At 40.1% G+C, this 24,710-nt stretch carries 26 protein-coding genes; 1 reads left to right on the top strand and 25 read right to left on the bottom strand.

From position 1 onward, the window contains the following. Window positions 1-2 precede the first annotated feature (2 nt). The 8 genes from LZZ98_RS11875 to mazG form a co-directional block, all read right to left on the bottom strand. Window positions 3-272, bottom strand: a complete 270-nt coding sequence (locus LZZ98_RS11875; RefSeq protein ID WP_086175841.1) for an HPr family phosphocarrier protein — start codon at window positions 270-272, stop codon at window positions 3-5. After that, window positions 269-1,120 (bottom strand): RNase adapter RapZ, encoded by an 852-nt coding sequence (gene rapZ / locus LZZ98_RS11880; RefSeq protein ID WP_237788023.1) that lies wholly within the window; start codon window positions 1,118-1,120, stop codon window positions 269-271. Before rapZ ends, LZZ98_RS11875 begins: the two co-directional genes overlap by 4 nt. A gap of 27 nt (window positions 1,121-1,147) precedes the next feature. After that, window positions 1,148-1,993, bottom strand: coding sequence for a pantoate--beta-alanine ligase (panC, locus tag LZZ98_RS11885; protein ID WP_086175843.1), 846 nt, complete (start codon window positions 1,991-1,993; stop codon window positions 1,148-1,150). Window positions 1,994-1,995: 2 nt separating this feature from the next. Continuing rightward, window positions 1,996-2,805, bottom strand: a complete 810-nt coding sequence (panB, locus tag LZZ98_RS11890; protein WP_237788024.1) for a 3-methyl-2-oxobutanoate hydroxymethyltransferase — start codon at window positions 2,803-2,805, stop codon at window positions 1,996-1,998. A 47-nt stretch (window positions 2,806-2,852) separates the two neighbouring features. After that, window positions 2,853-3,338 (bottom strand): 2-amino-4-hydroxy-6-hydroxymethyldihydropteridine diphosphokinase, encoded by a 486-nt coding sequence (gene folK / locus LZZ98_RS11895; protein ID WP_237788040.1) that lies wholly within the window; start codon window positions 3,336-3,338, stop codon window positions 2,853-2,855. After that, complete coding sequence (pcnB, locus tag LZZ98_RS11900; protein WP_237788025.1) at window positions 3,338-4,792, bottom strand: polynucleotide adenylyltransferase PcnB; 1,455 nt, start codon at window positions 4,790-4,792, stop codon at window positions 3,338-3,340. Before pcnB ends, folK begins: the two co-directional genes overlap by 1 nt. A 135-nt stretch (window positions 4,793-4,927) precedes the next feature. Beyond that, window positions 4,928-5,335 carry a ComEA family DNA-binding protein gene (locus LZZ98_RS11905; RefSeq protein WP_237788041.1) on the bottom strand — a complete coding sequence of 136 codons (408 nt, stop codon included), beginning with the start codon at window positions 5,333-5,335 and terminating at the stop codon, window positions 4,928-4,930. A gap of 11 nt (window positions 5,336-5,346) precedes the next feature. After that, window positions 5,347-6,108 carry a nucleoside triphosphate pyrophosphohydrolase gene (mazG, locus tag LZZ98_RS11910; protein ID WP_237788026.1) on the bottom strand — a complete coding sequence of 254 codons (762 nt, stop codon included), beginning with the start codon at window positions 6,106-6,108 and terminating at the stop codon, window positions 5,347-5,349. Between the two features lie 552 nt (window positions 6,109-6,660). Between mazG and LZZ98_RS11915 the strand changes: the two genes are divergently transcribed. After that, window positions 6,661-7,032, top strand: a complete 372-nt coding sequence (locus LZZ98_RS11915) for a hypothetical protein (protein WP_237788027.1) — start codon at window positions 6,661-6,663, stop codon at window positions 7,030-7,032. A gap of 185 nt (window positions 7,033-7,217) precedes the next feature. On the opposite strand, the gene LZZ98_RS11920 is transcribed toward LZZ98_RS11915, so the two are convergent. The 17 genes from LZZ98_RS11920 to LZZ98_RS12000 form a co-directional block, all read right to left on the bottom strand. After that, window positions 7,218-7,865 (bottom strand): 4'-phosphopantetheinyl transferase family protein, encoded by a 648-nt coding sequence (locus tag LZZ98_RS11920; RefSeq protein WP_237788028.1) that lies wholly within the window; start codon window positions 7,863-7,865, stop codon window positions 7,218-7,220. A 93-nt stretch (window positions 7,866-7,958) separates the two neighbouring features. After that, window positions 7,959-9,371, bottom strand: coding sequence for a ribosome biogenesis GTPase Der (gene der, locus LZZ98_RS11925; protein ID WP_086175850.1), 1,413 nt, complete (start codon window positions 9,369-9,371; stop codon window positions 7,959-7,961). 162 nt (window positions 9,372-9,533) lie between these two features. Then, entirely contained in the window at window positions 9,534-10,682 is a 1,149-nt protein-coding gene (gene bamB / locus LZZ98_RS11930) for an outer membrane protein assembly factor BamB (RefSeq protein WP_237788029.1), read from the bottom strand. After that, window positions 10,682-11,383, bottom strand: a complete 702-nt coding sequence (locus LZZ98_RS11935; protein WP_237788030.1) for a YfgM family protein — start codon at window positions 11,381-11,383, stop codon at window positions 10,682-10,684. The genes bamB and LZZ98_RS11935 overlap by 1 nt, the downstream gene beginning before the upstream one ends. Before the next feature lie 29 nt (window positions 11,384-11,412). After that, on the bottom strand, window positions 11,413-12,708 hold the full coding sequence (hisS, locus tag LZZ98_RS11940; RefSeq protein ID WP_237788031.1) for a histidine--tRNA ligase: 1,296 nt from the start codon (window positions 12,706-12,708) through the stop codon (window positions 11,413-11,415). Window positions 12,709-12,711: 3 nt separating this feature from the next. Beyond that, window positions 12,712-13,833: a flavodoxin-dependent (E)-4-hydroxy-3-methylbut-2-enyl-diphosphate synthase gene (gene ispG / locus LZZ98_RS11945; protein ID WP_237788032.1), complete on the bottom strand. Its 1,122-nt coding sequence runs from the start codon at window positions 13,831-13,833 to the stop codon at window positions 12,712-12,714. Between the two features lie 24 nt (window positions 13,834-13,857). Beyond that, window positions 13,858-14,649 carry a helix-turn-helix domain-containing protein gene (locus tag LZZ98_RS11950; RefSeq protein WP_237788033.1) on the bottom strand — a complete coding sequence of 264 codons (792 nt, stop codon included), beginning with the start codon at window positions 14,647-14,649 and terminating at the stop codon, window positions 13,858-13,860. Continuing rightward, a complete protein-coding gene (pilW, locus tag LZZ98_RS11955; RefSeq protein ID WP_237788034.1) occupies window positions 14,640-15,401 on the bottom strand; it encodes a type IV pilus biogenesis/stability protein PilW in 762 nt (253 codons plus the stop codon). Before pilW ends, LZZ98_RS11950 begins: the two co-directional genes overlap by 10 nt. Window positions 15,402-15,462: 61 nt before the next feature. Continuing rightward, window positions 15,463-16,698: a 23S rRNA (adenine(2503)-C(2))-methyltransferase RlmN gene (gene rlmN / locus LZZ98_RS11960; RefSeq protein WP_086175857.1), complete on the bottom strand. Its 1,236-nt coding sequence runs from the start codon at window positions 16,696-16,698 to the stop codon at window positions 15,463-15,465. A 122-nt stretch (window positions 16,699-16,820) separates the two neighbouring features. Then, on the bottom strand, window positions 16,821-17,252 hold the full coding sequence (gene ndk, locus LZZ98_RS11965; RefSeq protein ID WP_035265623.1) for a nucleoside-diphosphate kinase: 432 nt from the start codon (window positions 17,250-17,252) through the stop codon (window positions 16,821-16,823). A 110-nt stretch (window positions 17,253-17,362) separates the two neighbouring features. After that, entirely contained in the window at window positions 17,363-17,563 is a 201-nt protein-coding gene (gene iscX, locus LZZ98_RS11970) for a Fe-S cluster assembly protein IscX (protein ID WP_086175858.1), read from the bottom strand. A gap of 89 nt (window positions 17,564-17,652) precedes the next feature. Next, window positions 17,653-18,204 (bottom strand): phosphatase PAP2 family protein, encoded by a 552-nt coding sequence (locus LZZ98_RS11975; protein WP_086175859.1) that lies wholly within the window; start codon window positions 18,202-18,204, stop codon window positions 17,653-17,655. A 31-nt stretch (window positions 18,205-18,235) separates the two neighbouring features. Next, on the bottom strand, window positions 18,236-19,519 hold the full coding sequence (locus LZZ98_RS11980) for a glycosyltransferase family 4 protein (RefSeq protein WP_237788035.1): 1,284 nt from the start codon (window positions 19,517-19,519) through the stop codon (window positions 18,236-18,238). Between the two features lie 203 nt (window positions 19,520-19,722). Then, window positions 19,723-20,136: a hypothetical protein gene (locus LZZ98_RS11985; RefSeq protein ID WP_237788036.1), complete on the bottom strand. Its 414-nt coding sequence runs from the start codon at window positions 20,134-20,136 to the stop codon at window positions 19,723-19,725. A gap of 13 nt (window positions 20,137-20,149) precedes the next feature. Beyond that, window positions 20,150-22,489, bottom strand: coding sequence for a fimbria/pilus outer membrane usher protein (locus LZZ98_RS11990; protein ID WP_237788037.1), 2,340 nt, complete (start codon window positions 22,487-22,489; stop codon window positions 20,150-20,152). Window positions 22,490-22,495: 6 nt separating this feature from the next. Then, a complete protein-coding gene (locus LZZ98_RS11995; RefSeq protein WP_237788038.1) occupies window positions 22,496-23,206 on the bottom strand; it encodes a fimbrial biogenesis chaperone in 711 nt (236 codons plus the stop codon). A 104-nt stretch (window positions 23,207-23,310) separates the two neighbouring features. After that, the gene (locus LZZ98_RS12000) at window positions 23,311-23,823 is read right to left on the bottom strand and encodes a hypothetical protein (protein ID WP_237788039.1); all 513 of its coding nucleotides are present in this window, start codon (window positions 23,821-23,823) and stop codon (window positions 23,311-23,313) included. Window positions 23,824-24,710 lie beyond the last annotated feature (887 nt).

Raw genomic sequence — 24,710 nt, forward strand, 5'->3', positions numbered from 1 at the left:
GATTAATCTGCCTCGTAAAATTTTGCTGCAAATAGTGCCTGAATTTCAGATAAAGCTTGTTCTTCATCTGCACCTTCAAGCACTAAACGTAAAGTTGTGCCCTTGCCTGCACCGAGCATGAGCAAGGACATAATATTTTTTGCATCTACTAATTTGTTGCCTTTACCAATTTGAATCGATGAACGAAATTTGGTGGTCACTTCAATTAGCTTTCCAGACGCACGCGCATGTAAACCTAGTTTATTAATTACGTCAACAGTTGTGTCAATCATGACCAGTGCTTCATTTCTCTGTGTAGGACTTGGATAGACCATTTTCCCTCAAGGGCTTTTTTGAGTCTATCGACGATATATACTGAACGGTGCTGCCCGCCGGTACAGCCAATGGATACCGTCATATAGTGACGATGCCCTTCTGCAAATGCAGGCAACCACTTATCTAAAAAGTGATAAATGTCTTGGAACATCTCATTGGTTTGTTCACTTTGCAGCAAAAACTGTTGCACAGGCAAATCTAAACCTGAATATTTTCGCAATTCCAGATCCCAATGTGGATTAGGCAAATGACGCACGTCAAAAACATAATCGGCATCAAGCGGAATACCGTGTTTATAACCAAATGACTGTAAAATTAAAATGAGATTATCTGATTGTCCAAGTTTAGACAACAAGGTATGCTTCAGATCATGTACGCTTTTATCGGTGGTATCAATATGTACCGTTGAACGCAACTGTATCGGAAGCAATAAGGTTTTTTCTTCCTGTATACATTCAGTCAGGCTTTTAAAACGGCTGGCTAAAGGATGTGGACGTCGCGATGCACTGAAACGAGAAATCAGTTCTTGATCTTGTGTAGTCAAATAAATGATATCCACCGAACCATACTTCTGTAATTGTTCAAAAACATGGTCAAACTCTTGCAAATCTGCGCGGGTACTGCGTACATCCACGCCTAGTGCCAGTTGTTCCAAATTATTGTCACGATCAAGCTTTTCCACAATTTCCGGCAGCAATGCCAGCGGTAAATTATCAATACAGTAATAGCCCAGATCTTCAAGCACCTGCAGGGCAGATGATTTTCCAGATCCGGATTGTCCTGTAACAATTAAAATACGCTTCATGGCAAGGCTGTCCTTTATAGCAAGAATCTATGCAGTATGCTTAACCTGCAAGTTATCAATCAGACGGGTTGTACCTAATTTAGCAGCGACAAACAGCACCACATCCTGATCAAATGCTTCTATTTTTTGTAATTCTGGAGTACGCGCTTCCACATAATCCACAATAAAACCAGCTTGTGTCAACTTTTGCTTCATATTTTCTAACACTTCCGCAAGACTAACACCACTGTGCAATTGCTTTTCGGCCGCATTTAAACTTTGGTAAATGGTCGGGGCAATGGCACGGTGTTCTGCACTCAAATAACCATTACGCGAACTGAGTGCCAAACCATCTTCAGCACGGGTAATTGGCACACCAATCACTTCCAGCGGAATGTTCAGGTCACGTACAAACTGACGAATCACTGCCAGTTGTTGATAGTCCTTTTGCCCAAAGAAGGCATAATTTGGCTGCACAATATTAAACAGTTTAGTGACCACCACCGCCACGCCATCAAAATGACCAGGACGCTGTAAACCACATAAGTCATTGGTAATATCAGACACGCTAATATTGGTTAAACGTGGCTTATTGCCATACATTTGCTCAACGCTAGGGGCAAAAATAATGTCACAGCCGACATCGGCCAACAAATGGCTATCGCGCTCCAAAGTACGTGGATAACTATCAAAGTCTTCGTTTGGCCCAAATTGAATCGGGTTGACAAAAATGCTGACTACCACAACATCACAGAGTTTTTTTGCTTCACGAACCAGGTTTAAATGCCCTTCGTGCAAATTACCCATGGTTGGGACAAAACCAATAATTTTTCGTGCCGATCGAGCTGGACTCAGTGACGCGCTTAATCCCTGAATGGTAGTTTCTGTTTTCATGTTTACAGCTCAACTTGAAAAGTTTGTTCTTTAGCAGGAAACGAATGATCCTGGACTGCAGCATGGTAGGCTTTAAAAGCATCCAGAATTGCAGTTTCCCCTGCTTGTTCTTTCATAAAATTACGTACAAATTTAGCCACATGGCCACCGGTCAATCCAAGCATATCTTGCACCACCAGCACCTGACCGTCAGTATCTGCGCCCGCGCCAATGCCAATCACAGGAGTATGCGGAAACAATTCACTAATTTCCTTACCGACCTGTGCCGGCACACATTCCAGTAAAAGTATCGCAGCACCGGCTTCCACCACTGCCTTACAGTCGGCAATCAGCTGATCGGCAGCTTCACGGGTACGCGCCTGAACTTTATAGCCGCCAAAGACATGCACAGATTGTGGGGTTAAACCCAAGTGTACACACACAGGAATACCATTGCGGGTCAAAACTTGAACGGTTTCGGCCAGCCATGCACCACCTTCTATTTTCACCATGTGTGCGCCAGCTTGCATCACTTGTTTGGCACTGATGAGTGCATCATTCAGTGTGGCATAACTCATAAACGGCAAATCAGTCAAAATAAAAGCATGCTGGTTGCCACGGCGCACCGCTGCCGTATGATAAGCCATATCCTGTACCGTCACAGGTAAAGTAGAATCACACCCCTGAATGGTCATCCCTAAAGAATCACCAACCAAAATTGTATCAATTTCAGCAATTTCCATTGCTTTCGCCATACTCGCATCATAGCAAGTCAGGCAGGAGAATTTGCGGCCTTTCGCTTTAAATTTTCTTAAGTCACTTAGACTAATCATCCGGATATTCCTCTTATGACGACTTTCTCAAGCGGTCATGCAAAAAATTAAATATTTGCCCAATTTCCTTCATCCAGCACTGTAAGCGACGGATGTTGCAATAGCGGTAAATCTTTTAATAATTGGCCTTTGAGTTGAAAATTTGCATCCAAATCAAGCAATGGCATCAATACAAAATCACGATCCATGACACCTACATGCGGCACAGTCAAGCGCGCGTTATGAATCTGCTCTTCACCATAAATGAGCAGATCCAGGTCCAAAGTCCGTTCGCCCCAATGACGCAGTCGAACTCGACCTGATTCCTGTTCAAAACGCTGCAATTCATCCAGCAATGCAAGGGGTTCCAAGTCTGTAATGAGCTGTACAGCCGCATTTAAGTAATTGGGCTGATCTTGAGGTCCCATGGGAGGACTTTGATACAACCTGGAGGTTTTCACTGTTCCCAATGTCGCCAGCTTCTGCACTGCTTCGATCAAAATTTGACGCGAATCACCTAGGTTACTGCCTAAGCCAATATAGGTTACTGTCATCATTGTGTCGGTCCAAAAACAACCTGACTTAAATCACGCTTGACCCGTTTGCGTTTTAAAATTGGATGATCGTAGCCAATTTCGGAGCGATTTGACGAAGCAGACTGAACTGGTCTTTCAGGTTTTGCCCGGCTCTTGCGTTCACGACGGCTACGAGGTTCAGGTTCGTTCACCAAAGGCTCAATCTCAACAGCCACCAATTTAGTTTCTACCACATCTTCTGTTGCAGTTTTACGACGGCTTTTTGCACGTTGACGGTTGTATTGACTAATGGCACGTTCTTTTTCGTCCGTCGTCATCTGTTGATACGCATCCCACCACACGCCCATGCCTTGGGTGGTGTCGTCGCCCGATTTCTCACGCAGCAACAGAAAGTCAAACCCGGCACGGAAACGCGCATGGGTTGATAAAGCCTGAATTTGTTGCGGCTTAGGATTGAGCAAACGCGTTTGCATTTCCCACACTTCACGAATAAAGGTTTCTGCAAAACGTGGAATGATGGTACGGGTAGCCTGACGTTTTAAAACATCCAAACCAGCTTGTGCTCTTGCCTCTGCAGGAACAACACCTTTACTTAAATAAAAGTTGCAACGCTCTAAGAACGGTTTCCACAACAATACCGCATAAAAGAATGCCGGGTTGATGGTTTTGCCAATTTGAATCCGCTGATCGGTATTAATGGCAGCACGTTCAATAAAGGTCGAGATATCCGGGCTGATGTCTGCAAACAACTGACGCCAAATATCAAAATCAATCAGCATCGGCAGCACACGATTCAAATGCCCCATGGTGAACAACTTCTGTGATTCATCATATAAGCGGTGCGGAGAGATATCACGCAGCAACTGGGTCATTTCAGGGGTAAAAATCTCTAAAATTTCAGGCGCAATACTAAAATTTAATTTTGCAGCGAACCGCAAAGTTCGGAGCATCCGTACCGGGTCTTCTTCAAAACGTAAGGTTGGATCGCCCAATAAACGTAAGGTTTTATTTTTTATATCGTCAATGGCATGACAGAAATCCAGCACAATACCTTTACGCGGCTGGTAATACATCGCGTTAATGGAAAAATCGCGGCGGGCAAAATCCTGTTCAATCGTGCCCCAATTATTGTCACGTAAAATCATACCTGAAGCAGAAGTGACTGCCTTTTTAGGCGGTGCACGGAAAGTGGCAACTTCGATCAGCTCGCGACCGGCATAGACATGAGCAAGCTCAAAACGTCGTCCGATAATCCGGCAACGTCGTCCGAAGACTTCTTTCACCTGAGCCGGAGTTGCATTGGTCACCGCATCAAAATCTTTAGGATTTAGCCCTAAAATTAAGTCACGGACACCACCACCGACGATATAAGCTTCATAGCCAGCCTTGGTTAAAGCATCGATAACATCTAATATGGAAGAAGGTAATTGAGCGGTTGATAAACCACATTTTGACGCGCGCAAAGTTTGCAAAAGACGCTGTCTCCTACGTCTGAACGTAAAATATCTAAGATGACGCTAATCATATCTCTAACACAATCAAAGGGCAATTTGATTATCTCAATGCTCAATATTTTGTTTGATATTTTAAGGATCTATTGCCTTCTATTACAAAGCTAAGCGGTCTTTATTCTTGCTAAATAGCGCAGGTCCAATCCCCTTGACCTGTTGCAATTCTTCAATATTTTTAAATTTTCCATTTTTTTGCCGATAGGCAATAATTGCTTCCGCTTTCTTCTGACCTATCCCAGACAGTTCTTGTAACTGTTCAGCATTGGCCTGATTCAAATTGATCTTTATCGCTGAAGATGTGGAGTTTAAAGCAGGCTTAGCCAGATAATGCTCTCGTATTGAGACCCGCGGTATTTTCAACCGTGCATCGTGGGCCTGCTGTTCAGCCTTCCATTTTAAATATTGCTGGTCAAACTGTTGAGCATAACTATTAGATATACTCAATAAAGACAGCAAACTAAAAAGATAAGAAATCCCCTTCAGGATAAGTATTATTTTTTTCATTGGGAAACCTATTATTTTAATTGTTTTTTCGCCTGCTCCCAAAGTCGATCCATTTCTTCTAAAGACAGGGCTTCAATATTTTTATGTTGTTGTTGAGCCTGATCTTCAATGAAAGCAAAACGTGTTCTAAATTTATGAATGGTACTTAACAGTGCCATTTCACTAGAAAGCCCTAGTTTACGTCCAACATTGATCAATGAAAATAAACAATCGCCAAATTCGTCGAATATTTCGTCGGAATTTTGCTTTTGCATGGCTTGTTGTAATTCAGCTAATTCCTCATTCAGTTTGCCATAAGCGCCTGCCACATCGGCAAAATCAAAACCAATTTTCGCAGCATTTTTTTGAATTTCATGTGCTTGCTGAATTGCAGGTCCATGTTTTATCTCATCTAAACGTGATTGTGCTTTGCCCTGTTTTTCCTGTTGTTTAATTTTCTGCCAAAGTATCGATACATCTTCCGCACTCAATTGTGAATATTGCTCTATCTGAAATACATGAGGATGGCGGCGAATCAACTTCTCGGTAATGGCATTCACCACATCATTGAAATCAAAAGCGCCTTGTTCGCTGTACATTTGTGCCTGAAACACCACTTGCAGAAGCAAATCTCCGAGCTCATCGCGTACTTCCTCTGGCTTGCCCTGCCGTACCGCTGCTTCAACTTCATAGGCTTCTTCTATGGCATATCGGGTCAGGCTTTGCGGTGTTTGCTGCTGATCCCATGGACATTTTTCACGTAGCTCTCGCATTACTGCCAATAATTGATCCATGTTGTTCTCACTCCCATCATTTCAGACACACAACCATTTTCATTATCAATCCTGATGATGCTGAACTTAAATTCGTAAAAAATGCAGCACAGCAAAACTAAATTGAAAGGAAAATCAGTTGCACAGTATAGGGATTAGTGGTGCTGTACAAGGTATTAGACTTTCTTCCATATCTATTATTAATGGACAGCTAGATTGAACTTATTATTCAGCAGATTCATTTGCTCTACGGGATTTAGCGAAAGTCTGGAATAAAGTGGTAAAAAATGAATCTGCTTTAGGTGTAAAGCAAGTAAGACGCAGCAAAACAAAAAAATAGAACCTCTATTCTTTCATCTACTTTAGAAACAGCCTCAAAGTGCAAGGATTGGAGCAGAATAGTGAAGAACCATTTACCCATAACAATTGGTAAAACTTTACTTAAAAAACACCTATGGGCATTGCCTTATTTTGACTAGAATTATCTTTATCCCCCTTTTCAATAAGGCAATAATAATGAAAAATTCTCTTCTTATTTTAATCAGCAGCTTAAGTTTAATGGCATGCACGACTATGCCACATTCATCCGATAAAAATACTTTTCAGAATAACCCAATAAATTCGGCACCGAATGGCAATACCAACAAAGAGATTTCTGTCGAAGGCAGTTATACGGGTGAAATTGTAGGAGATTATAAAAATTCTAAATTTTCCCAGTTAAAAATTGGGATGTCGCAACGTCAGGTAGAAGATCTAGTGGGTGCTTCAACAGACCAAAGAAGCTATCAAACCGCCAAAGCCTGGATACCCGTTGTAGGTGCTTTTTCTAAAGATCAATTTCGTATCGAAACCTATTATCCTGGTGCAGGTCGCTTACTTTATGCAAATAATGGAACGAAATTATATCGAATTGAAGTAGATCGTAGCGAAGATGGCCTTCAATAATCTTTGCGTCTTTCATCAACGATCTGCTCTAGTCGTATCTTAACTATTTATCCATTAAAAACGAGTGATATGCCTAACTCGTTTTTTTGTTTTAAATTTTTTATATTTTTGATCTGCCATTTATTCAGATTAATTTTTTATTCTTAATATCTTATTTTTCATTCCGTTATACAAAAAAACATATTTTAAGATGACAGAAAGATTTTTATTTCAGGAAAAGCAAACCCCTTACAGGAGGCTTCAGATCGCCAAGCAACCGTGAGCATGACCTTGCCCAAATGAAAGTTTTGATAGGCAAAGGTTCCAATTAAAGGATGACTGCACAATCCCCCATCATGCAGCGGGTGAACATGGGTATCCAGCTCATTTAAGTTTAACCGCACTCCCAGTCCGGCAGCTTTTAATACCGCTTCTTTGGTGGTCCAGACTTTAAACCAATAATTTGAATCCTGCTCCAATTCATTCCAGTATGTTAATTCATGAGGATGAAAGGCATGATTCGCCAAGGCTTCAAATCTGACCTTGCGATCCAAGTCTTCAATATCCACCCCGAGATCAGGCATATTGCTACTGGTCGCCAAAGCATAATTTTTTTGGCTATGACTATGATTAAAATAAAATTGTGGAAAATTGATTAAATAAGGTTTGCCATATTCAGTCGTTGCCAACTGCTCTTGCTGAATTGACGTCTGTAACTGTTCTGTGAGTAATTGATTGCGGTAATGATAGATTTGCTGTTTTTGCAGCTGAATTTTAGCTTTACGATCTAATTCATTAGACAGCGTCACTATACGTTCAAGCGCATTCACATCTACCCGTATCCATCTACTCACTTAAGATCGTCCTATCAAAAATACAGTTACATCTTAAAAGAAAAAAGCCCAAAGATCACTTTGGGCTTTTTCAAGATCATTTAAACCTGGGAATTAACCGCGTTTAAATTTCTTCTCGGCTTTCTTGAATTTCTGTACATAACGGCGCTTACGTGCTGCAGTACGTTCATCAATCTGAGTTTTACGACCTTCAAATGGGTTTTCCGAAGTCTTAAACTCAATACGTACTGGCGTACCTTCAAGTTTGTAAACCTTACGGAATACGTTTTCTAAGTAACGACGGTAATCCGCAGGAGTTTTATCTACTTTGTTACCGTGGATCACAATCGTTGGTGGGTTTTGACCACCGATATGCGCATAACGCATTTTAATACGACGACCTTGTACCATACCGGGTTGATGCGCTTCGGTTGCATCATTCAAGATTTGAGTGATTTTTGCAGGTGATACTTTTAAACGTGAAGAATCATACGCACGGTGGATTGAAGGATAAAGATCCCCAACACCTGTACCATGTAGCGCAGAAATTAAATGTACTTTTGCCCATGGAATAAAGTCAAAACGACGATCGACATCAAGCTTACATTGCTTACGATCATACTCAGACATGTTGTCCCATTTATTGATCGCAATCACCATGGCACGGCCTGCTTCTAAAGCATAGCCAATTAAATGTAAATCTTGCTCAACAATACCATCACGCGCATCGACCACAACCACAATGACATTGGCATCTTTAATCGCTTGTAAAGTTTTCACAATCGAGAACTTCTCGATCATTTCATCAACTTTACCTTTACGACGAACACCGGCAGTGTCAATCAATGTGTATTTACGACCATCACGTTCAAATGGAATATAAACCGAGTCACGCGTCGTACCCGGCTGGTCAAATGCAACCACACGTTCTTCACCAAGAAGACGGTTTACAAGTGTTGATTTACCCACGTTAGGACGACCAATGATTGCTAAACGCAAACCTGTGTCTTTATCGTGTTCATCCGGATTTTCATCTTCAGGTACTTCAGATAATACTTCTTCAAGCATTTGCTGAACGCCACGACCGTGACTTGCAGCGACTTGAAGCGGCTCACCCATACCCAGTTTGTAAAACTCAACCAGTGCAGCTTCAGCGTGAACACCATCTACTTTGTTGGCAACAAGATAAACTTTTTTACCCAAAGTACGCAGGTCACGTGCAATCTGTTCATCCGATGCCAGTAAGCCGGCACGTGCATCTACAACAAAGACAATGATATCAGCTTCATGAATGGCGGTTTTTGATTGTTCCGCCATGTATGAATCGATACCACCTTCACTTTCGCCAATACCGCCAGTATCGACAACGATGAATGATTTATTTTGATAAGTCGCGTCGCCATACTTACGGTCACGGGTCAGACCGGCAAAGTCAGCAACAAGCGCATCACGGCTCTTGGTAATCTGGTTAAATAACGTTGATTTTCCGACGTTCGGACGACCAATGAGCGCAATTACGGGTTTCATAAATTAACCTTTATTCAAGATCAGCCAGTAGGTCTGGTCTGAACAAGCAGAAACAATGGAAGAAATAATGGGCCAAAAATAAATAAAACACGGGGCATTGAATACTCAATCCCCCGTGTAAAAAAATACGGTTAGCTTAGTTTAACATAAGGCTGAAAAAAATTAACGGTTCTGCCAGATGCTTAAAGCACCCTTACGGGTCGCCACATAAAGTTGATTGTCAATCACACGCAGTGTACGCACTTCGCCACTGGTTTTTGAACGACCAATCAGCTGGCCTGTTGCCGGATCAATTAAATGCAATACGCCATCCAAATCACCCACCACCAGATCCTGACCCAAGATCACCGGATTACTGAGTTGGCGATTCAGCAGGCTGTCATTTTGCCATAATTGTTGACCTGTGGTCAGTGCATAAGCGGTGATTTTTCCATCAGCCTGAGCAACATAAACGGTGTTATTAAACACTTCAGGACGCTGGATACTGCTGGCATCTTCACTCCACACAATTTGTTGTGCAGCCAGATCCATCACCGTCACTTGCCCCTGGAAACTGGTCGTTACCAGGAATTGTCCAGCTACGACAGGCTCACCATCAATATCATTCAGACGCTGAATATCCGAACGTCCGTCACTGACGGCAACACGACGCTGCATACGCGGCACACCACTGATAATATCCAGCGCATATACATACGCATTGGATGAAGCAATCAGGACAGTACGCGGATCAAGCGCCACCGGTGTAGCAACACCACGCAAGCTGAACTGTACATTCGGCAGGTTATAAGTCCAGACTTGCTGACCTGTAGCAAGATCATGCGCATAGACCGTATCATCATTGCTAATGGTAATGACACGACCAGACTGAATTAACGAAGCAGATAAAATGGCGCCTGACAACTGTGCAGTCCATTTTTGCTCACCTGTGGCCTGATCCAGAGCAAACAATTGACCTTTTTTATTGCCGACCACAACAATGCCTTCACCGGCCTCTATACCCGCGCTTAAACCCTGCTTAGAAACTTTTTGTTTCCATAAGCGTTGTTTACCTTGATAGGCAGACACTTCACCATTTGGATCGACGGCAAAAACTACACCATTAGCGGCATCTAAACGCAGACGTAACGGGTCTGCTTTACCGGTCGAAGAAACACTTTGAGAAAATACAGGAACAAGATTTTTTGCTTGCACCAATTTAGGCAATGGATTCGGTTTAACCTCTTCCACCTTGATTTTATTGGTAGAACAACCGGCAAGTGCAAATGTTAAAATTGTTAGTGCAAACGGTATTTTGTATTTTCTATCCATCACGACTCATCCACTTGTGTTTCTAAAATTGGGCGTTCCACATCAGGATCATCAACTAAAACGCCAACACTTTCGAGTTTAATTTGTAAAATTTGACGTTCTTGCTTACGTTCAAGCAACGCATCCCATGCGCTCATATACGATTTTTTAGCATTTTCTATATCATTTTTAGCCACATAGACATCACCACGTGCTTCATCAGCAGTCGCCTTAAAGGCAGGATCGGTCACCGCAGCCAATGTTTTAATTGCATCGTCATATTTCTTTTGTGCCAGCTGAGCATAAGCTAAACGAAGCTTAACCACTTGCACTAAACCGGCATCATCCAGTTTGGAATTTTCAACTTTTTTCAAGGCACGTTCTGCATGTGCATAATCGGCTTTGTCATAAGCCAGCTTAGCCATCAACAATTGAGTTTGAATGGCCTGGACAGAATCTGGAGCTTCCTTAACAATTTTGTCCGCAGTTGCAGATAAGGCATTAAATGCATTGACATCGCCTGAAACACCTTTTGCATCATCCATCAACTGTTGAACTTTGGCTGTTTGCTTTTGAGACTCAGCCAAGTTCTTCTTCTGCCAATATTCCCAGCCAAAAAAGGCAATCAACGCAATTAAAATCCCACTAATCATGGCAGAACCATATTTTTTAGTGAAAGATTTTAAGTTATCAAGTTGTTCTTCATCACTCAATGCGTTCATGGGATTAGCTTTTCCTTATGTTATTTGGCTTATTTTGAAGAAAATTTTTCGATGATAAATGGCACAAAATCAGCCACGGCAATTTCAGTCTGTTCTGCTGTTGCCAGCTCCTTGACCAGAATTTGCTGAGCTTCGGCCTCACGTTCACCAAAGATTAAAGCATAAACAGCACCCGCCTGATCGGCTTTTTTCATCTGAGATTTCATTGAACCTTGTGAACCGGTTTTTAAGCGGATACGGCTCTTGGCTGCTTCAAGCTGGTCACGGATCTGTTCGGCAAGCACCAAGGCTTGACCTTGAGTTGCAGGGTCTGAAACCAGGAACATTTCACAGTCACGGACTGGCGTATTGTCTTCCACCTGTTCAAGTAGCAGCAACAAACGCTCCATACCCATGGCAAAACCAACGGCGGGTACCGATTGATCAGCCTTGCCTTTCAATTGCCCCACCAGACCATCATAACGGCCACCGGCACATACGGTGCCTTGTGAACCCAAATGCGTCGTAGTCCATTCAAAGACTGTTTTGTTGTAGTAGTCCAGACCACGTACTAATTTTTGGTTGATCACGAAGCTTACGCCCGCATCAGTCAAATATTGCTGTAATTGTTGGAAATGCGCCAAGGTTTCTTCACCCATAAAATCATGCAGCTTAGGCGCATTCTCAAGAATCGACTGAGTTTTGGCATCTTTAGAGTCTAAAATACGCAGCGGATTCGTGGTTAAACGGCGCTGAGAATCCTCATCCAGATCGGCTTTATGCGATTCAAGGAATTCAACCAGTGCTGCACGGTATGCCGCACGCTCATCCGACTCACCCAAAGTATTAAGCTCTAACTGAACCTTGTCGGCTACACCCATGCGTTTCCACAAACGTGCCGTCATCAGAATTAGTTCTGCATCTTGGTCGGGTGTTGCCACACCAAACGTTTCCACACCAAATTGGTGGAACTGACGATAACGACCTTTCTGTGGTTTTTCATAACGGAACATTGGCCCGATATACCACACACGAGGGGTCGCACCGCGAAGCAAGTTATGCTCCAGCATGGCACGTACACAGCCCGCGGTCCCTTCTGGACGCAAAGTCAAAGACTCAGGTGGATTACCTTTGTCCAGAAATGTGTACATTTCTTTTTCGACGATATCGGTTGCATCACCAATTGAACGCTTGAACAGATTGGTCTGCTCAACCATCGGCAAACGGATTTGCTGGTAGCCATAAGCATCCATAAGTGATGCTAAATGTTGTTCAAGACGTCTCCACGCGGGGGTTTGCGTTGGAAGAATGTCATTAAAACCTTTGATTGCGACAATTGAACTCATGATCTACTCAGAAAAACCTGTGCGAATAATCTCTTTAGATTTAGCTTCTTCAAGCTCGGAAACACGTTGACGAACCATAGATTCGATTTCATCAACTAGTTGATTGGTATCGATTAAATGGCTTTTCTCACCATTACGATACACCAGTGAACGCGGACTTGCACCTACTACACCAATATCGGCTTCTTTGGCTTCACCCGGACCATTCACTTTACAGCCAATCACGGATACATCCATTGGAGTACGAATATCTTCCAGACGTTCTTCCAGTGCCTGCATCACTTTAATCACGTTAAATTCCTGGCGTGAACAGCTTGGACAGGCAATGAAGTTAATGCCGTTGGAACGAAGACCCAGTGATTTTAAAATATCAAAACCGATCTTGATTTCTTCTTCAGGCTCGGCCGCCAGCGAAATACGCATGGTATCGCCAATGCCTTCCATGAGCAGACCGCCAAGCGCAATCGCTGATTTTACCGAACCGGTACGATACACGCCGGCTTCAGTCACGCCTAAATGCAGTGGATTATCGATTTGCGCAGACAATAAACGGTAAGCATCCATGGTCAAAAACACATTCGACGCTTTAACCGAAATTTTAAATTCCTGAAAGTCCAAGCGGTCTAGAATATCAATATGACGCATTGCTGATTCAAGCAAGGCCTGACCAGTAGGTTCGCCATATTTTTTCTGAATGTCTTTTTCCAGTGAACCAGCATTCACCCCGATACGCATGGAAATATCATGATGTTTTGCTGCTGCCACCACTTCACGGATTTTCGCTTCGGAACCAATATTGCCTGGGTTAATACGCAAACAGTCTGCACCGAGGTCAGCAACGGCTAAGGCAATTTTATAGTCGAAGTGAATATCGGCAACCAAAGGCACATTCACCTGTTTGCGAATTTCGCCGAATGCTGCTGCCGCTTCCATGCTTGGCACGGAAACACGCATGATATCGGCACCAGCATCGGCACAACGCTGAATCTGAGCAACAGTTGCTGCGACATCACAGGTTTCGGTATTGGTCATACTCTGAATGCTGATCGGTGCATCACCACCTACATCCACAGAACCAACACGAATTTTACGAGTAGGACGGCGCTTAATCGGATTTTCAATCATTGATATCGCTCTATTCTTGACCCATTAACGTGACAAACGGAAATCTGCTTTTCCGTTCACGGTATAAGATGACAATGCAATATTTTCATTGTTCAAGGTTAAAGTCACAGCTGATGCATCATCCAGACGAATTTGGAACGGTGTTTCACCATTCAACTTCAAGTTAGATGACTGACGGCCAGTTGCCAGCACTTTACCGGTTGCATCGACAATATGTACAGAAGTTGGATGACTAAATGTAAGTTCAAGCTGATCTCCCGACACTGCAGTCGAGTTATCCAGATTCAATACCTGAACATCAGATTCAGCTGGAGCAACTTCCTGACTGTCACTTTCTGTGCTGGATGACCAGTTTTGTATTGCCATAACAGCAACAGCGATTGCAACCAGTACCGCCAAAGTCACCAGAATGCGTTTTAACCATTTCTTGTTACGGTCACTCTTAGAACCAGGCAGCTTGCCCATGATTTTAATCGGTGAATTGTTTAAGGCATGATTGGGTAACAATCCGGTATCATTTTGATAGATCTCATCAAAACGTTGAATAATAGAACTTGCATCCACCTTCAGGTATTTCGCATAGGTGCGATAATAGCCCTTGATAAAGGTCGCTTCTGGCAAAGCCTTATAATCATCTTGCTCTAAAGCTGTCAAAGTTTTTACAGGGATGTTTAAATCTTTGACAACTTCACTTAATTCACGCTTTTGTGCAATTCGAACTTGACGTAAGTACTCGCCTGGACGCTGAACATTTCCTAATGCAGTGGGTACTACGCTTGAACCATTCGATTGCGGTGAATTAGGATTTACTTCCATACGGCCTCAGTACTGTACTGTAATTGCAGATAACGTTGGTATTCCGGACTTTCAGGGAACAGTGCACGCAACTGGTTAACTAAAACCTGCGTTCCCATTGTGTCACTATTTGCCCGTGCAATTCGGATACCAATCCAAAGCGCACGTGCACCTTGATTCTTTTGACCGACACTACGCACAAACTGTTCATACAATTGTGTTGCAGCGGCGGTCTGCTGTTTTGCATAAAAAATTTCTGACAACTCTAACATTGAAACATAAGAGTCACGATTGACTTGCAGGGCCTGTTTGAATGTTTTTTCAGCATTCGAAACATCACCGAGTTTTAAGTAAATTCGTCCTGCATTTTCCAATGCTCTGTAGCGTTGATCATAGCCTAATGTAGCGCCTGCCACATTGAGCTGCTGAAGCGCATCATTATAACGCTCAATTTGATACAAATAAGTACCGTAGTTGTTACGCGCTTGTGCATTTTTCGAGTCGGCAGAAATTGCCCGTTTAAAATATGATTCAGCCTTATCCATGCTGATTTTACTGCCTTCTTGCTGCAGTAAAACGCCCATCATCATATTTGCCGTTGAATCACGCGAATCCACTTCAAGTGCCTGATCCAAAGCACGTTTTGCTGAATCCAGGTCACCCGATTTAATATATTCTGCCGCCAATTGAGTGCGAACTTTCACTGCCTTTTCAGGATCTTTTTTTCCTATTGTTGCTGGTGTTTGACACGCAGTAACAAAAATAGCAGACATACAAATTGTTGTAATAAAAGCTAATTTATATGCGGGCTTTCTCAATTGGCATCCCCTTTTATTATCCTTGAGTGCGCAGAATCTCATTTTGCTGCGCGACTTTCTTTTTCCACTGTTCCGCACGACGGGTACGGTCAGCAACTTGACCCACTAACTGTCCGCACGCAGCATCAATATCATCGCCACGTGTCTGACGAATCGTACACACAAAACCGGCATCAGACAAAGTTTTTTGGAAAGAAATAATCCGGTTACGACTTGAACGCCCGTATGGCGCATGCGGGAACGGGTTAAATGGAATCAAATTGATTTTGCTAGGCAAGTTTTTAAGAAGCTTAATCATTTGTTGTGCATGTTCAGGATGATCATTCACCCCATCTAACATTACATATTCAATAGTCACATGCTTACGCGAACTTTCGTTACCGTCTTTGGCGATATAACGCTGACAAGCCGCAATTAATTGTTCTAACGGATATTTTTTATTGATTGGCACAAGTTCGTTACGCAGCTCATCGTTTGGCGCATGCAATGAAATCGCCAAAGCCACATCAATGTCTTTCACCATTTGATCGATTTTCGGTACCACACCTGAAGTCGACAAAGTCACGCGGCGTTTTGACATGCCGTATGCAAAATCATCCAGCATAATGCGCATTGAATTTAACACGGCATCATAGTTGAGCAGCGGTTCGCCCATGCCCATCATCACGACGTTAGTGACTGAACGTTCACGATCTGCCACTGGCACATCTTCCATATAGGAATAGTTCGCCATCCACAACTGACCAATAATTTCAGCCTGACTTAAATCGCGCTGGAAACCTTGTTTACCGGTTGAACAGAATGAACAATCGAGCGCACAACCGACTTGTGAAGAAATACACAAGGTTCGACGTAAGCCGCTACGGTGTTCAGCAGGAATCAATACCGTTTCGACTAATGAGCCATCACCATCGCCAACACGAAATACCCATTTACGCGTACCATCTTTAGAATAATTTTTATGCACCACTTCGGGCGCTTTAATTTCACAAATCTTTTCCAGTTTTTCACGCAGTTTTCCCGAGATATTGGTCATCTCGGCAAAATCAGTCACGAAAAATTGGTGAATCCATTTCATCACCTGCCCTGCACGGAACTTCTTCTCACCCATATCTTCGAAGAATTTTTCCATTTGCGGACGCGACATGCCAAGTAAGTTCACTTTCTCGACAGCCTTTTGCTGTGCTGGAGCGGATGGAGTGTGTTGCTGTGCCTCAGAAACTGCTGATACAGCGACTGCTTCAGTACTCATGTGTATTACCTAAACCATGTCTAAAGATGAAAGGAGAAGCTCAATATGTGAGCAAAGAATTATTCAGGGAATAAAAAAACCAGATAAGTATAATAACACTTATCTGGCTTGAATACTGCGAATTAACGAGTACGTGGAGCAATCTCAGTTTGAGCGAAGAAGTAGTTAACTTCACGATCAGCAGATGCTACAGAGTCAGAACCGTGAGCAGCATTTTCGTCGATGCTTACAGCGAAATCTGCACGGATAGTACCAGGAGCAGCTTCTTTAGGGTTAGTCGCGCCAAGGATATCACGGTGAGCAAGAACTGCGTTTTCGCCTTCAAGAACTGAAACAACAACTGGACCAGAAGTCATGAATGCAACCAGGTCAGCAAAGAAACCACGTTCTTTGTGCTCAGCATAGAAGCCTTCAGCTTCAGCTTGAGTCAAGTGTTTCATTTTAGTTGCAACGATTTTAAGACCAGCTTTTTCGAAACGAGCAAAGATGTCGCCGATGTGGTTTTTAGCAACTGCGTCTGGTTTTACGATAGATAAAGTACGTTCGATAGCCATGATAGGCTCCTTAAGTCAATTGTTGACATGAAAATTTGCCGCATTATACCGAGATAATGTGTATTTTTCTGCTTTTCATCTGTAAAAAAATACTTTTTTAAGATGAGTGCTTAACGTGCTTCGTCAATCCAGGCCATTTGAATCCCTTCCAGCAAACCCTCGGTAGATTTAGTCGGATCATCACTAAAGTCTGGTAACGCACAAACCCAGGCATGTAAATCGGTAAAACGAATCCATTGTGGATCCACATCTGGATGTGCTTCAGAAAGCTCAATCGCAATATCAATAGTATCTGTCCAACGCAAACCCATAGCTATTCCTAATATATTCAAATCAGTTGCGGTACTTTAGCAAATTTTAGAAAAACCGCGTGAATTTCCTGATTTATCGGCACGTATTTTTATAACATGATATTAAAAAAAGGCGCACTCACAATAATTCCACTGGCAACCACTGCACCAATCAATGCGCCCACCACGACATCACTAGGATAATGCAGACCTAATACCATCCGTGAAATCGCCACCAGAATGGTAAAAGGCAGCATCAGAATCAGTAGCATCGGCTGAATATGACCTAAGACAGCACTTGCCATGACAGCATGCAAGGTATGACCAGAGGGAAAACTAAAATGATCGAGCGGTTGTTCTTGCATTCGAATCACCTGATGCACCTGATAGGGTCGAGGGCGTACGGTTTTTTGCTTTAAGATTTTATAAATAAGCGTGCCTACAGATCCGCTAAGCAGCAGATACACTAACTGCACCAGATAAAATACCCCTTCCAGCATCCACAGGCTGGCCAGCATAATTAACCAGAATAAACCATTGCCAAAACGGCTGATCATTTTAAAAAAGTAGGCCACGGCTTGTGAATGTGAAAAATGATTCAGATACAAACAACCTTTTAAATCCAGATCCAACATCGTTATTTTTGCTTTTTTAAAATCCATGATGATGCTCCTTTAAGCTGCTGCTTAAAATTTAGGATGTCATTTCCATCTCCATTGCTACCCGATACAATGCTTGCTCAAACTGTTGTACCGGATATTGCCAGCCTATATGCTGCACAGCTTTTCGGGCTTGAAGCCCCATATATTTCAATTGCTGGTTACTCGGCAACTGATAAATTGACTGAATAAAACCTGTTACATCTCCCAATGAGCTTAACCAGCCTGTCTCACCATGTTTGACATGTAAATGTGCACTGGCATAATTATAGGCAATGACGGGCAAACCACTGGCCATTGCCTCCAGCACCACATTGCCAAAGGTTTCAACCTGACTGGCAAACACAAAAACATTTGCACTTGCATAGGCTTGAGCCAGTTTTAAACCCGATAGATTTCCGGTAAAAATAACATCATGACCTTGGCACAGCAGCTCTAATCGCGCACGACCTGGTCCCTCACCCACAATGACCAGCTTGATATCCTGCTGGGTATTTTTCTTCATTGCGACATAGGCTTGAATCAGAACCTCAATTTCCTTTTCAGGAGATAACCGTCCCACATACAGCAAGACCTGAGTGCTAGAAGTGGCCTGCCATTGTTGACGCAAAACCTCTGAGTAATGGTGTGGAGAAAAACACATCACATCTACACCACGACCCACCACCTCCAAAGGGCAATGAATGCCAAATTCTCTTAAAATATATTCCGTATCTTTGCTGGGAATACAGGTCAGTTGTGTATTGTTATGAAACCAACGTAAATAACGCTGAATCGGCTTAATTAAAAAGGCCAAATCGAAGTAACGACTAAATTCTTGAAAAGGTGAATGAAAGCCACTTGAAACAGGTATTCCCTTGTTTTTTGCAGTCTGTAAAACACTTAAACCTAAAGGACCTTCTGTAACAATATGCACCACATTAGGTGCAAATTGATCCAATGCATTGGCGACTTTTAAAAACTGTGGCCAGCCAAATTGCAGACTTGGATATCGGGGAATAGCTTGAGCTTTGACTAAACACTCCCGGTTGGGCAAAAATTCACCACAAGTCAGCTTTTGTTCTGGTCGAATCAGTAAAATTTTATGTCCTTGCTTTTGTAGCCCCTTACACAACTGTAATAAGGAAAGTGCTACCCCATTAATTTCTGGCGACCAGGTTTCTGTCACAATCGCAATTTTCAGCCGCGGGCGAATTAAATCATTGAGTATCGCGATATCATTACAAATGCGATCTTGCTTATTTTTTTTAAAATAAAATTGGAAATTTTCTGGAAAATTTTGTTGTTTTAGCAGGCTGGTCGCATATAAAGTTGCCATACAACACCTATATCGTTATTTTAGATTTAGCATAGATGTTATTTCTTTCAGTTTGATGATCTTTAGATGACCGTTTATTGAAACAATGTATAACCCTAACAACCAATAAAAAAACCATTCGCTTCCAAACCTAACTCTTTTAAACAGCTCTTTTTTAGTTTTATTTTCAATTACAGACAAGCTCTTCACGGCATACAAAATAATTAAAATGATAGGTTTACGTATATTACATCGCTATATATACCAACTGGGGTACGCATAGAAGGCTGTTCTTCCAATCGTACCGCAATGACATATTTACTATCTTTTGAATTTTTAGATTGGGACAGAGGAACATTCCATTGATTTCTTACCGGACCCGAAATACTCATTCTAGTTTTTAAGCGATAAGCACCATTCGATACATAACTTGAACCATCCGAACTACGCAAATTTTGACTGCTAAATTTGATTGCATAAGATTGGTCGCAAAAAACTCTAAAAGAAGTTGCAGCAAAACTATGATAATAATCTGCCAAATGCATTACGGGTTCAGATATAGCATTTAAATAACATTGTCCCGCATTCACTAAAGCACTATTTGCATACAATAAAGTCACTATTATAATTTTTTTCATTGTAATACCCTCTCTAGCGACAAATTACATCCATAACGGACTGCTCTACCGCTTTTTGGTTTTGATTTGACACTTCAAAAACACCCTGACATGTCTGACCGCCCTTGGTTTTAGCTAACAACCTATATTTATTCGGTTTTAATCCATATAAATACACTCTACCCTGAGCATCTACTGGGAAGTACTGACTGTCTTCATCATTGATATAAACTTCGCTTGTACGAGGCATAAGTTGATTGCTTTTATCTAATAAACGCAAAACCACTTGTTGGGTGTGATATACAGGAAAATTTAGAATATAACCTCGTTGATTTAAGCCAATCATTTTTTGACTCGAATAATCAAATGCATCTTCAATTGCTAACTGATTTTGATCGAATGAAATATCATAAGGAATATAAGGAATAATATTATGTACAAACAAATAACCATTTTTATTGGTGCTGCCTACAGGCGATAATGACCTTGTAACATCAATCTCTGGAGAATCTTCAACTTTAACTAAAGCAAATGCATTATCTACAGATTTTGTTAATGCCACTTTCCCGCCTAACCAAACAATAGCCCCACGATAAATCACCTGATTGTTTTCATACTCATCAGATTGATCCAACTGAACACGTAAATCGCCGACACTTGATTTCAATAAACCAGAAGCTTGATAAGCTAAATTTCCACGACGCTGATTTGCACCCAAAACATAATCAAATCCAGTTTGTGCTGGTGATGCTTTAACAAATTGTACCCTTGTTTCATTATCAGTTGAGTGTGAAAAATAAGCATTCTTATTATTCCCTAGACTATAATTTAAAGATAAATATCCACCAGAATCTTGTTCACCTTTAAATTCTTTAAAACATGAAACACTTAATGAAAGATTTGGGTGTAGCATTCTAGAAATACCAATATTTAATATACGACTATCCGAAATATTAAAATTATTACCTTCATAATAACTTCGTTCCAAATAATTTAAATTAAAATTATTTATTATTGGTAAATCATACATACTGAAATAAAAAATATAATCATATTTTGGAATAAGAACTTCATTATCATAACCCAAAGTTTTATAATTATTAGTAGAATACTGCCCACTAAAACCTAAATAAATATTATTTAGGTTTCGACTAATCGAACCACCAACTGAATAACCAGACCCATTATTACTATCACTTCCTGCAATAAATGTATCTAGTAATGCATATTTACTAATTGCTTGAGTCCATAATAAACCTAAGTTTTTTACTTCTTCACTATATGCAGCATTCAAGCCCAATGTCGTTAAGTTACCTATACCTCGTCTAAAATAAACATTAGAAAAAAATTCCCTATAATCATTACTTTGAAGATCATAATTATATCTAATTTTACCTAACGAAATATTATATTCATTTAACTTGGGTTTAAGCAATTTGTTATTTATATATACAGGAAAACTTTGAACAGTTTTATTCCCCAAAATATCTTCAACAATGACCTGAGCATCTCCAGATTGCTGAATCAATGCTCCAGGTTGTAAAGTATAACTCCCCGGAGTAATTCTCTGTTGAGAAATACTTACACCATTAATATACAAATCAACTGTTGATGGTAAAACAGCACTTCCTTTTAAAGTCGGCATATTCCAATAAATATAATCAGGCCGAGCTGTAAAATTTGTGCCAAAGCTTACCCCCCCATAACGTACTGAATTAACAAAAGGGTTGGATATAGTGGTGGTATCACCAATTGTTAAACTTAAAAACTTATCAGGAAAATCTAGATCAAAAGCTGATCTTAGACGAACTACTTTTTCTTCCATTACTTCTTCTAGTACAAGAGTTGGTTCTTCTTTATTCTCATCTAAGCCTCGTACAAGTATGGAATTTTGAAACAGCCAATAATCTTTAAACACACCTAATTCTGCTAATGAATTAAAATTTTTATCTTGTGAAGTCTGCCCATAAAACAGATCATAATTTAGAAACGCACCAAAAGCCGCCCTGTCAGGCATAATTAATTGTTCTTGGTTTATTTTTTTGACCTGAAAGTATTCAGCGGGTACCATTATTTTCACAGACTGTACATTTGGATCTATTTCAGCAAGAACTGGATTCATTGAAATTAAACAAAAATCTTGTTTTATTGGATGTTTAGGAAAAAATTCACCCCTCAATTCCAAAGTATTTAAAGCTTGGCACTCTATGTATATTTTTTTATCTTCTTCAAATATAAGTGTTTCTAAATTTTTATCTATACCATTTAACCAGACACTACTAAAGACAACATTGTTCTCCTCCGCATTTACTTGTTGAACAGGCAGCACTATATTTAAAAATATGCATGGCAAAAACAATATAATTTTTTGCATAATCCATCACCCTGACAAATTAAATTCCATCGGCAATTCACTTCTATCTGTTTCAATGATTAATTTATATTTATGAAAATCCCCCAACTTAATCTCACCAAAATTAAAATTTTGTTGCTGATTATTAAGTAAATATTTCATGTCTGTCGTTACTGCAATTTCTTTTTTATTGTCGTCAAGAATGGTTATTTTTTTAATTTGGACATGCGTATTCGTATCATTTTTCACATTTAATGAAAGCTGTGATCCGTTGTATATTGGATTAAAATTTAGTTTAACCTTTTCTTGTACCCCAACGAAGAGGGGCATAGAAATATTAAATAGAAAATTGACCTTAGATTCTTTTACAGTGGGAGCAATTTCATTAAAAATGATTCGCCAAGTTTCTTCTTTTTTTGGGGGTTTCATTTGAGTAAAACCTACTCGAACAATCTGCTTACTATTGGGCTGTAATACAAAGTTTTTAGGATTGATTACCACAGAAGTATCAGGTTCCAAAACATCCTCCCCTTCTGCATTTTGCGCCCATTTCACAGCAGAAACTTCAAATATTTTAGGTTGATCAGATTCTTTATAATCCAATGTAACGGTAGCACTACGCTGTTTTTTAATATCCGAAATATACAGCTGAATAGGCGTAATTTTTAGTCCTGCATAAATTGTCTGTGAACATGCCAATACTATAGAAATAGTGAACATCGAAAATAACTTATTCATTCTTCCCCTACCAATTAATTTTTTTATTTTGGAATCTTGATATTTTTATAGGGAAGTTAGGATCACTAAAAAGCAAACCTAACTTCTTTGATTATAATTAAAAATTAGAATGAAACAGCAATTCGTAATTCTTCAGTATAAGTACCTACTGGTTTAGATACCCCAACTTGCGGACTTACAACGGTAACACTATATGGAGTCCAACCACCTGGTGTAAATGGTTGAGATCCTGTTGTAGCATTCAAAGGAATAGTTGTTGTGCCATTACGTTTAGTGGTAATTGAAATAGGAATTGTATTACTGCCCATTTTAAGATTAGAACCATTTGCAGTTGTTAAACCAATTTTAAACAGTGCATTTGCCCCCACACGGAAACTACCCGTTGCAGTATCACCACCTACTTTATCTTGTAAAGTTAAGGTAGGAGTAAGTACCTGTAGTTCACAATGTGGTTCAACTTTAAGTTTAATATCAATTTTACCACTACAATCTGTATCACAACTTGATGGAGGTGGTGGAGTTGGTATACCTCGTGCCAAATCATCTTCCGCATAAGCACCTGTTGCACATACACCGAGTACTAATGCCGCTAAAGCAGCTTGTGTCATTTTATTCATGATTTTCTCCATTTCTTTTTTTAAAAAGAATATGTATATGTAGTTATTTTAACAATTACGCTGTAACTCTTTTTATTATGAGTAAGGTTACGTAACCGTTGACCTATCTTATTATCTTTATTCCAAAAAAATACAAAAGCTTTATTATTCACAATATATTTTCCTTTTGTTGTTTTTTTAATTGACCATCTAAGCTTAACACTATATTTATAAAGGCTTATAACGCAAAATAAAATGATACAATTTTCAAATGTTTCCAATTATGTAGAAAAAAAAATTAAAAGCACACGTTAAATTTTTAAGTTATTAATTTTATTATATTTTTTTAAATACATTTCTTTACATATAAAATAAATAAAGTTACTTAATTTACAAAAGTTTATAAATTAATGCTAATTATTTAGCAAATATGTGAATTTTTCGTCATTTTTTCTTTCTTTTTCATACATCACCACTTCCCTTTAGGCATAAAAATATCTACTCCAGACTCCTAGTAACAAATAAATTAATTTAAAAATAAATATTTAAAGAAAAATTAAGCATATATAAATAATTTTTATAAAAAATGGTTAGAAAAATTTATTTTTTTATATTTGTTTTTATTTAATTCGAAGCTTTTCCCAACCGTAATCTATCGTACTTACTTTAATACAGTATGTAATATTTAATGATCATGACATTATAAATAGATCTACTTTTTAGATATAATAATTCATGTAAATATTTATAAAATATATAAGGTGAACATTCATTAAATTAAAATTCTATCTATTAATAATGAGCTATCAGATATAATAAGTTTATATCTGTTTTTTACTCTTAGTTATTTAAAGTAGATAATTATAAAAATAGCTATAATGCAATCCGATTTTTAGATACCCACTACC

It is taken from the genome of Acinetobacter sp. SM34, from assembly GCF_022012365.1.
Taxonomy (GTDB): domain Bacteria; phylum Pseudomonadota; class Gammaproteobacteria; order Pseudomonadales; family Moraxellaceae; genus Acinetobacter.

What these genes read in the sequence shown, in the direction of transcription:
- LZZ98_RS11875 (WP_086175841.1), bottom strand. Translation starts at nt 272, where the DNA reads ATGATTGACACAACTGTTGACGTAATTAATAAACTAGGTTTACATGCG.
- rapZ (WP_237788023.1), bottom strand. Translation starts at nt 1,120, where the DNA reads ATGAAGCGTATTTTAATTGTTACAGGACAATCCGGATCTGGAAAATCA.
- panC (WP_086175843.1), bottom strand. Translation starts at nt 1,993, where the DNA reads ATGAAAACAGAAACTACCATTCAGGGATTAAGCGCGTCACTGAGTCCA.
- panB (WP_237788024.1), bottom strand. Translation starts at nt 2,805, where the DNA reads ATGATTAGTCTAAGTGACTTAAGAAAATTTAAAGCGAAAGGCCGCAAA.
- folK (WP_237788040.1), bottom strand. Translation starts at nt 3,338, where the DNA reads ATGACAGTAACCTATATTGGCTTAGGCAGTAACCTAGGTGATTCGCGT.
- LZZ98_RS11905 (WP_237788041.1), bottom strand. Translation starts at nt 5,335, where the DNA reads ATGAAAAAAATAATACTTATCCTGAAGGGGATTTCTTATCTTTTTAGT.
- mazG (WP_237788026.1), bottom strand. Translation starts at nt 6,108, where the DNA reads ATGGATCAATTATTGGCAGTAATGCGAGAGCTACGTGAAAAATGTCCA.
- LZZ98_RS11915 (WP_237788027.1), top strand. Translation starts at nt 6,661, where the DNA reads ATGCCACATTCATCCGATAAAAATACTTTTCAGAATAACCCAATAAAT.
- der (WP_086175850.1), bottom strand. Translation starts at nt 9,371, where the DNA reads ATGAAACCCGTAATTGCGCTCATTGGTCGTCCGAACGTCGGAAAATCA.
- bamB (WP_237788029.1), bottom strand. Translation starts at nt 10,682, where the DNA reads ATGGATAGAAAATACAAAATACCGTTTGCACTAACAATTTTAACATTT.
- LZZ98_RS11935 (WP_237788030.1), bottom strand. Translation starts at nt 11,383, where the DNA reads ATGAACGCATTGAGTGATGAAGAACAACTTGATAACTTAAAATCTTTC.
- hisS (WP_237788031.1), bottom strand. Translation starts at nt 12,708, where the DNA reads ATGAGTTCAATTGTCGCAATCAAAGGTTTTAATGACATTCTTCCAACG.
- ispG (WP_237788032.1), bottom strand. Translation starts at nt 13,833, where the DNA reads ATGATTGAAAATCCGATTAAGCGCCGTCCTACTCGTAAAATTCGTGTT.
- LZZ98_RS11950 (WP_237788033.1), bottom strand. Translation starts at nt 14,649, where the DNA reads ATGGAAGTAAATCCTAATTCACCGCAATCGAATGGTTCAAGCGTAGTA.
- pilW (WP_237788034.1), bottom strand. Translation starts at nt 15,401, where the DNA reads ATGTCTGCTATTTTTGTTACTGCGTGTCAAACACCAGCAACAATAGGA.
- rlmN (WP_086175857.1), bottom strand. Translation starts at nt 16,698, where the DNA reads ATGAGTACTGAAGCAGTCGCTGTATCAGCAGTTTCTGAGGCACAGCAA.
- ndk (WP_035265623.1), bottom strand. Translation starts at nt 17,252, where the DNA reads ATGGCTATCGAACGTACTTTATCTATCGTAAAACCAGACGCAGTTGCT.
- iscX (WP_086175858.1), bottom strand. Translation starts at nt 17,563, where the DNA reads ATGGGTTTGCGTTGGACAGATACTATTGATATTGCGATTGAGCTTTCT.
- LZZ98_RS11975 (WP_086175859.1), bottom strand. Translation starts at nt 18,204, where the DNA reads ATGGATTTTAAAAAAGCAAAAATAACGATGTTGGATCTGGATTTAAAA.
- LZZ98_RS11980 (WP_237788035.1), bottom strand. Translation starts at nt 19,519, where the DNA reads ATGGCAACTTTATATGCGACCAGCCTGCTAAAACAACAAAATTTTCCA.
- LZZ98_RS11985 (WP_237788036.1), bottom strand. Translation starts at nt 20,136, where the DNA reads ATGAAAAAAATTATAATAGTGACTTTATTGTATGCAAATAGTGCTTTA.
- LZZ98_RS11990 (WP_237788037.1), bottom strand. Translation starts at nt 22,489, where the DNA reads ATGCAAAAAATTATATTGTTTTTGCCATGCATATTTTTAAATATAGTG.
- LZZ98_RS11995 (WP_237788038.1), bottom strand. Translation starts at nt 23,206, where the DNA reads ATGAATAAGTTATTTTCGATGTTCACTATTTCTATAGTATTGGCATGT.
- LZZ98_RS12000 (WP_237788039.1), bottom strand. Translation starts at nt 23,823, where the DNA reads ATGAATAAAATGACACAAGCTGCTTTAGCGGCATTAGTACTCGGTGTA.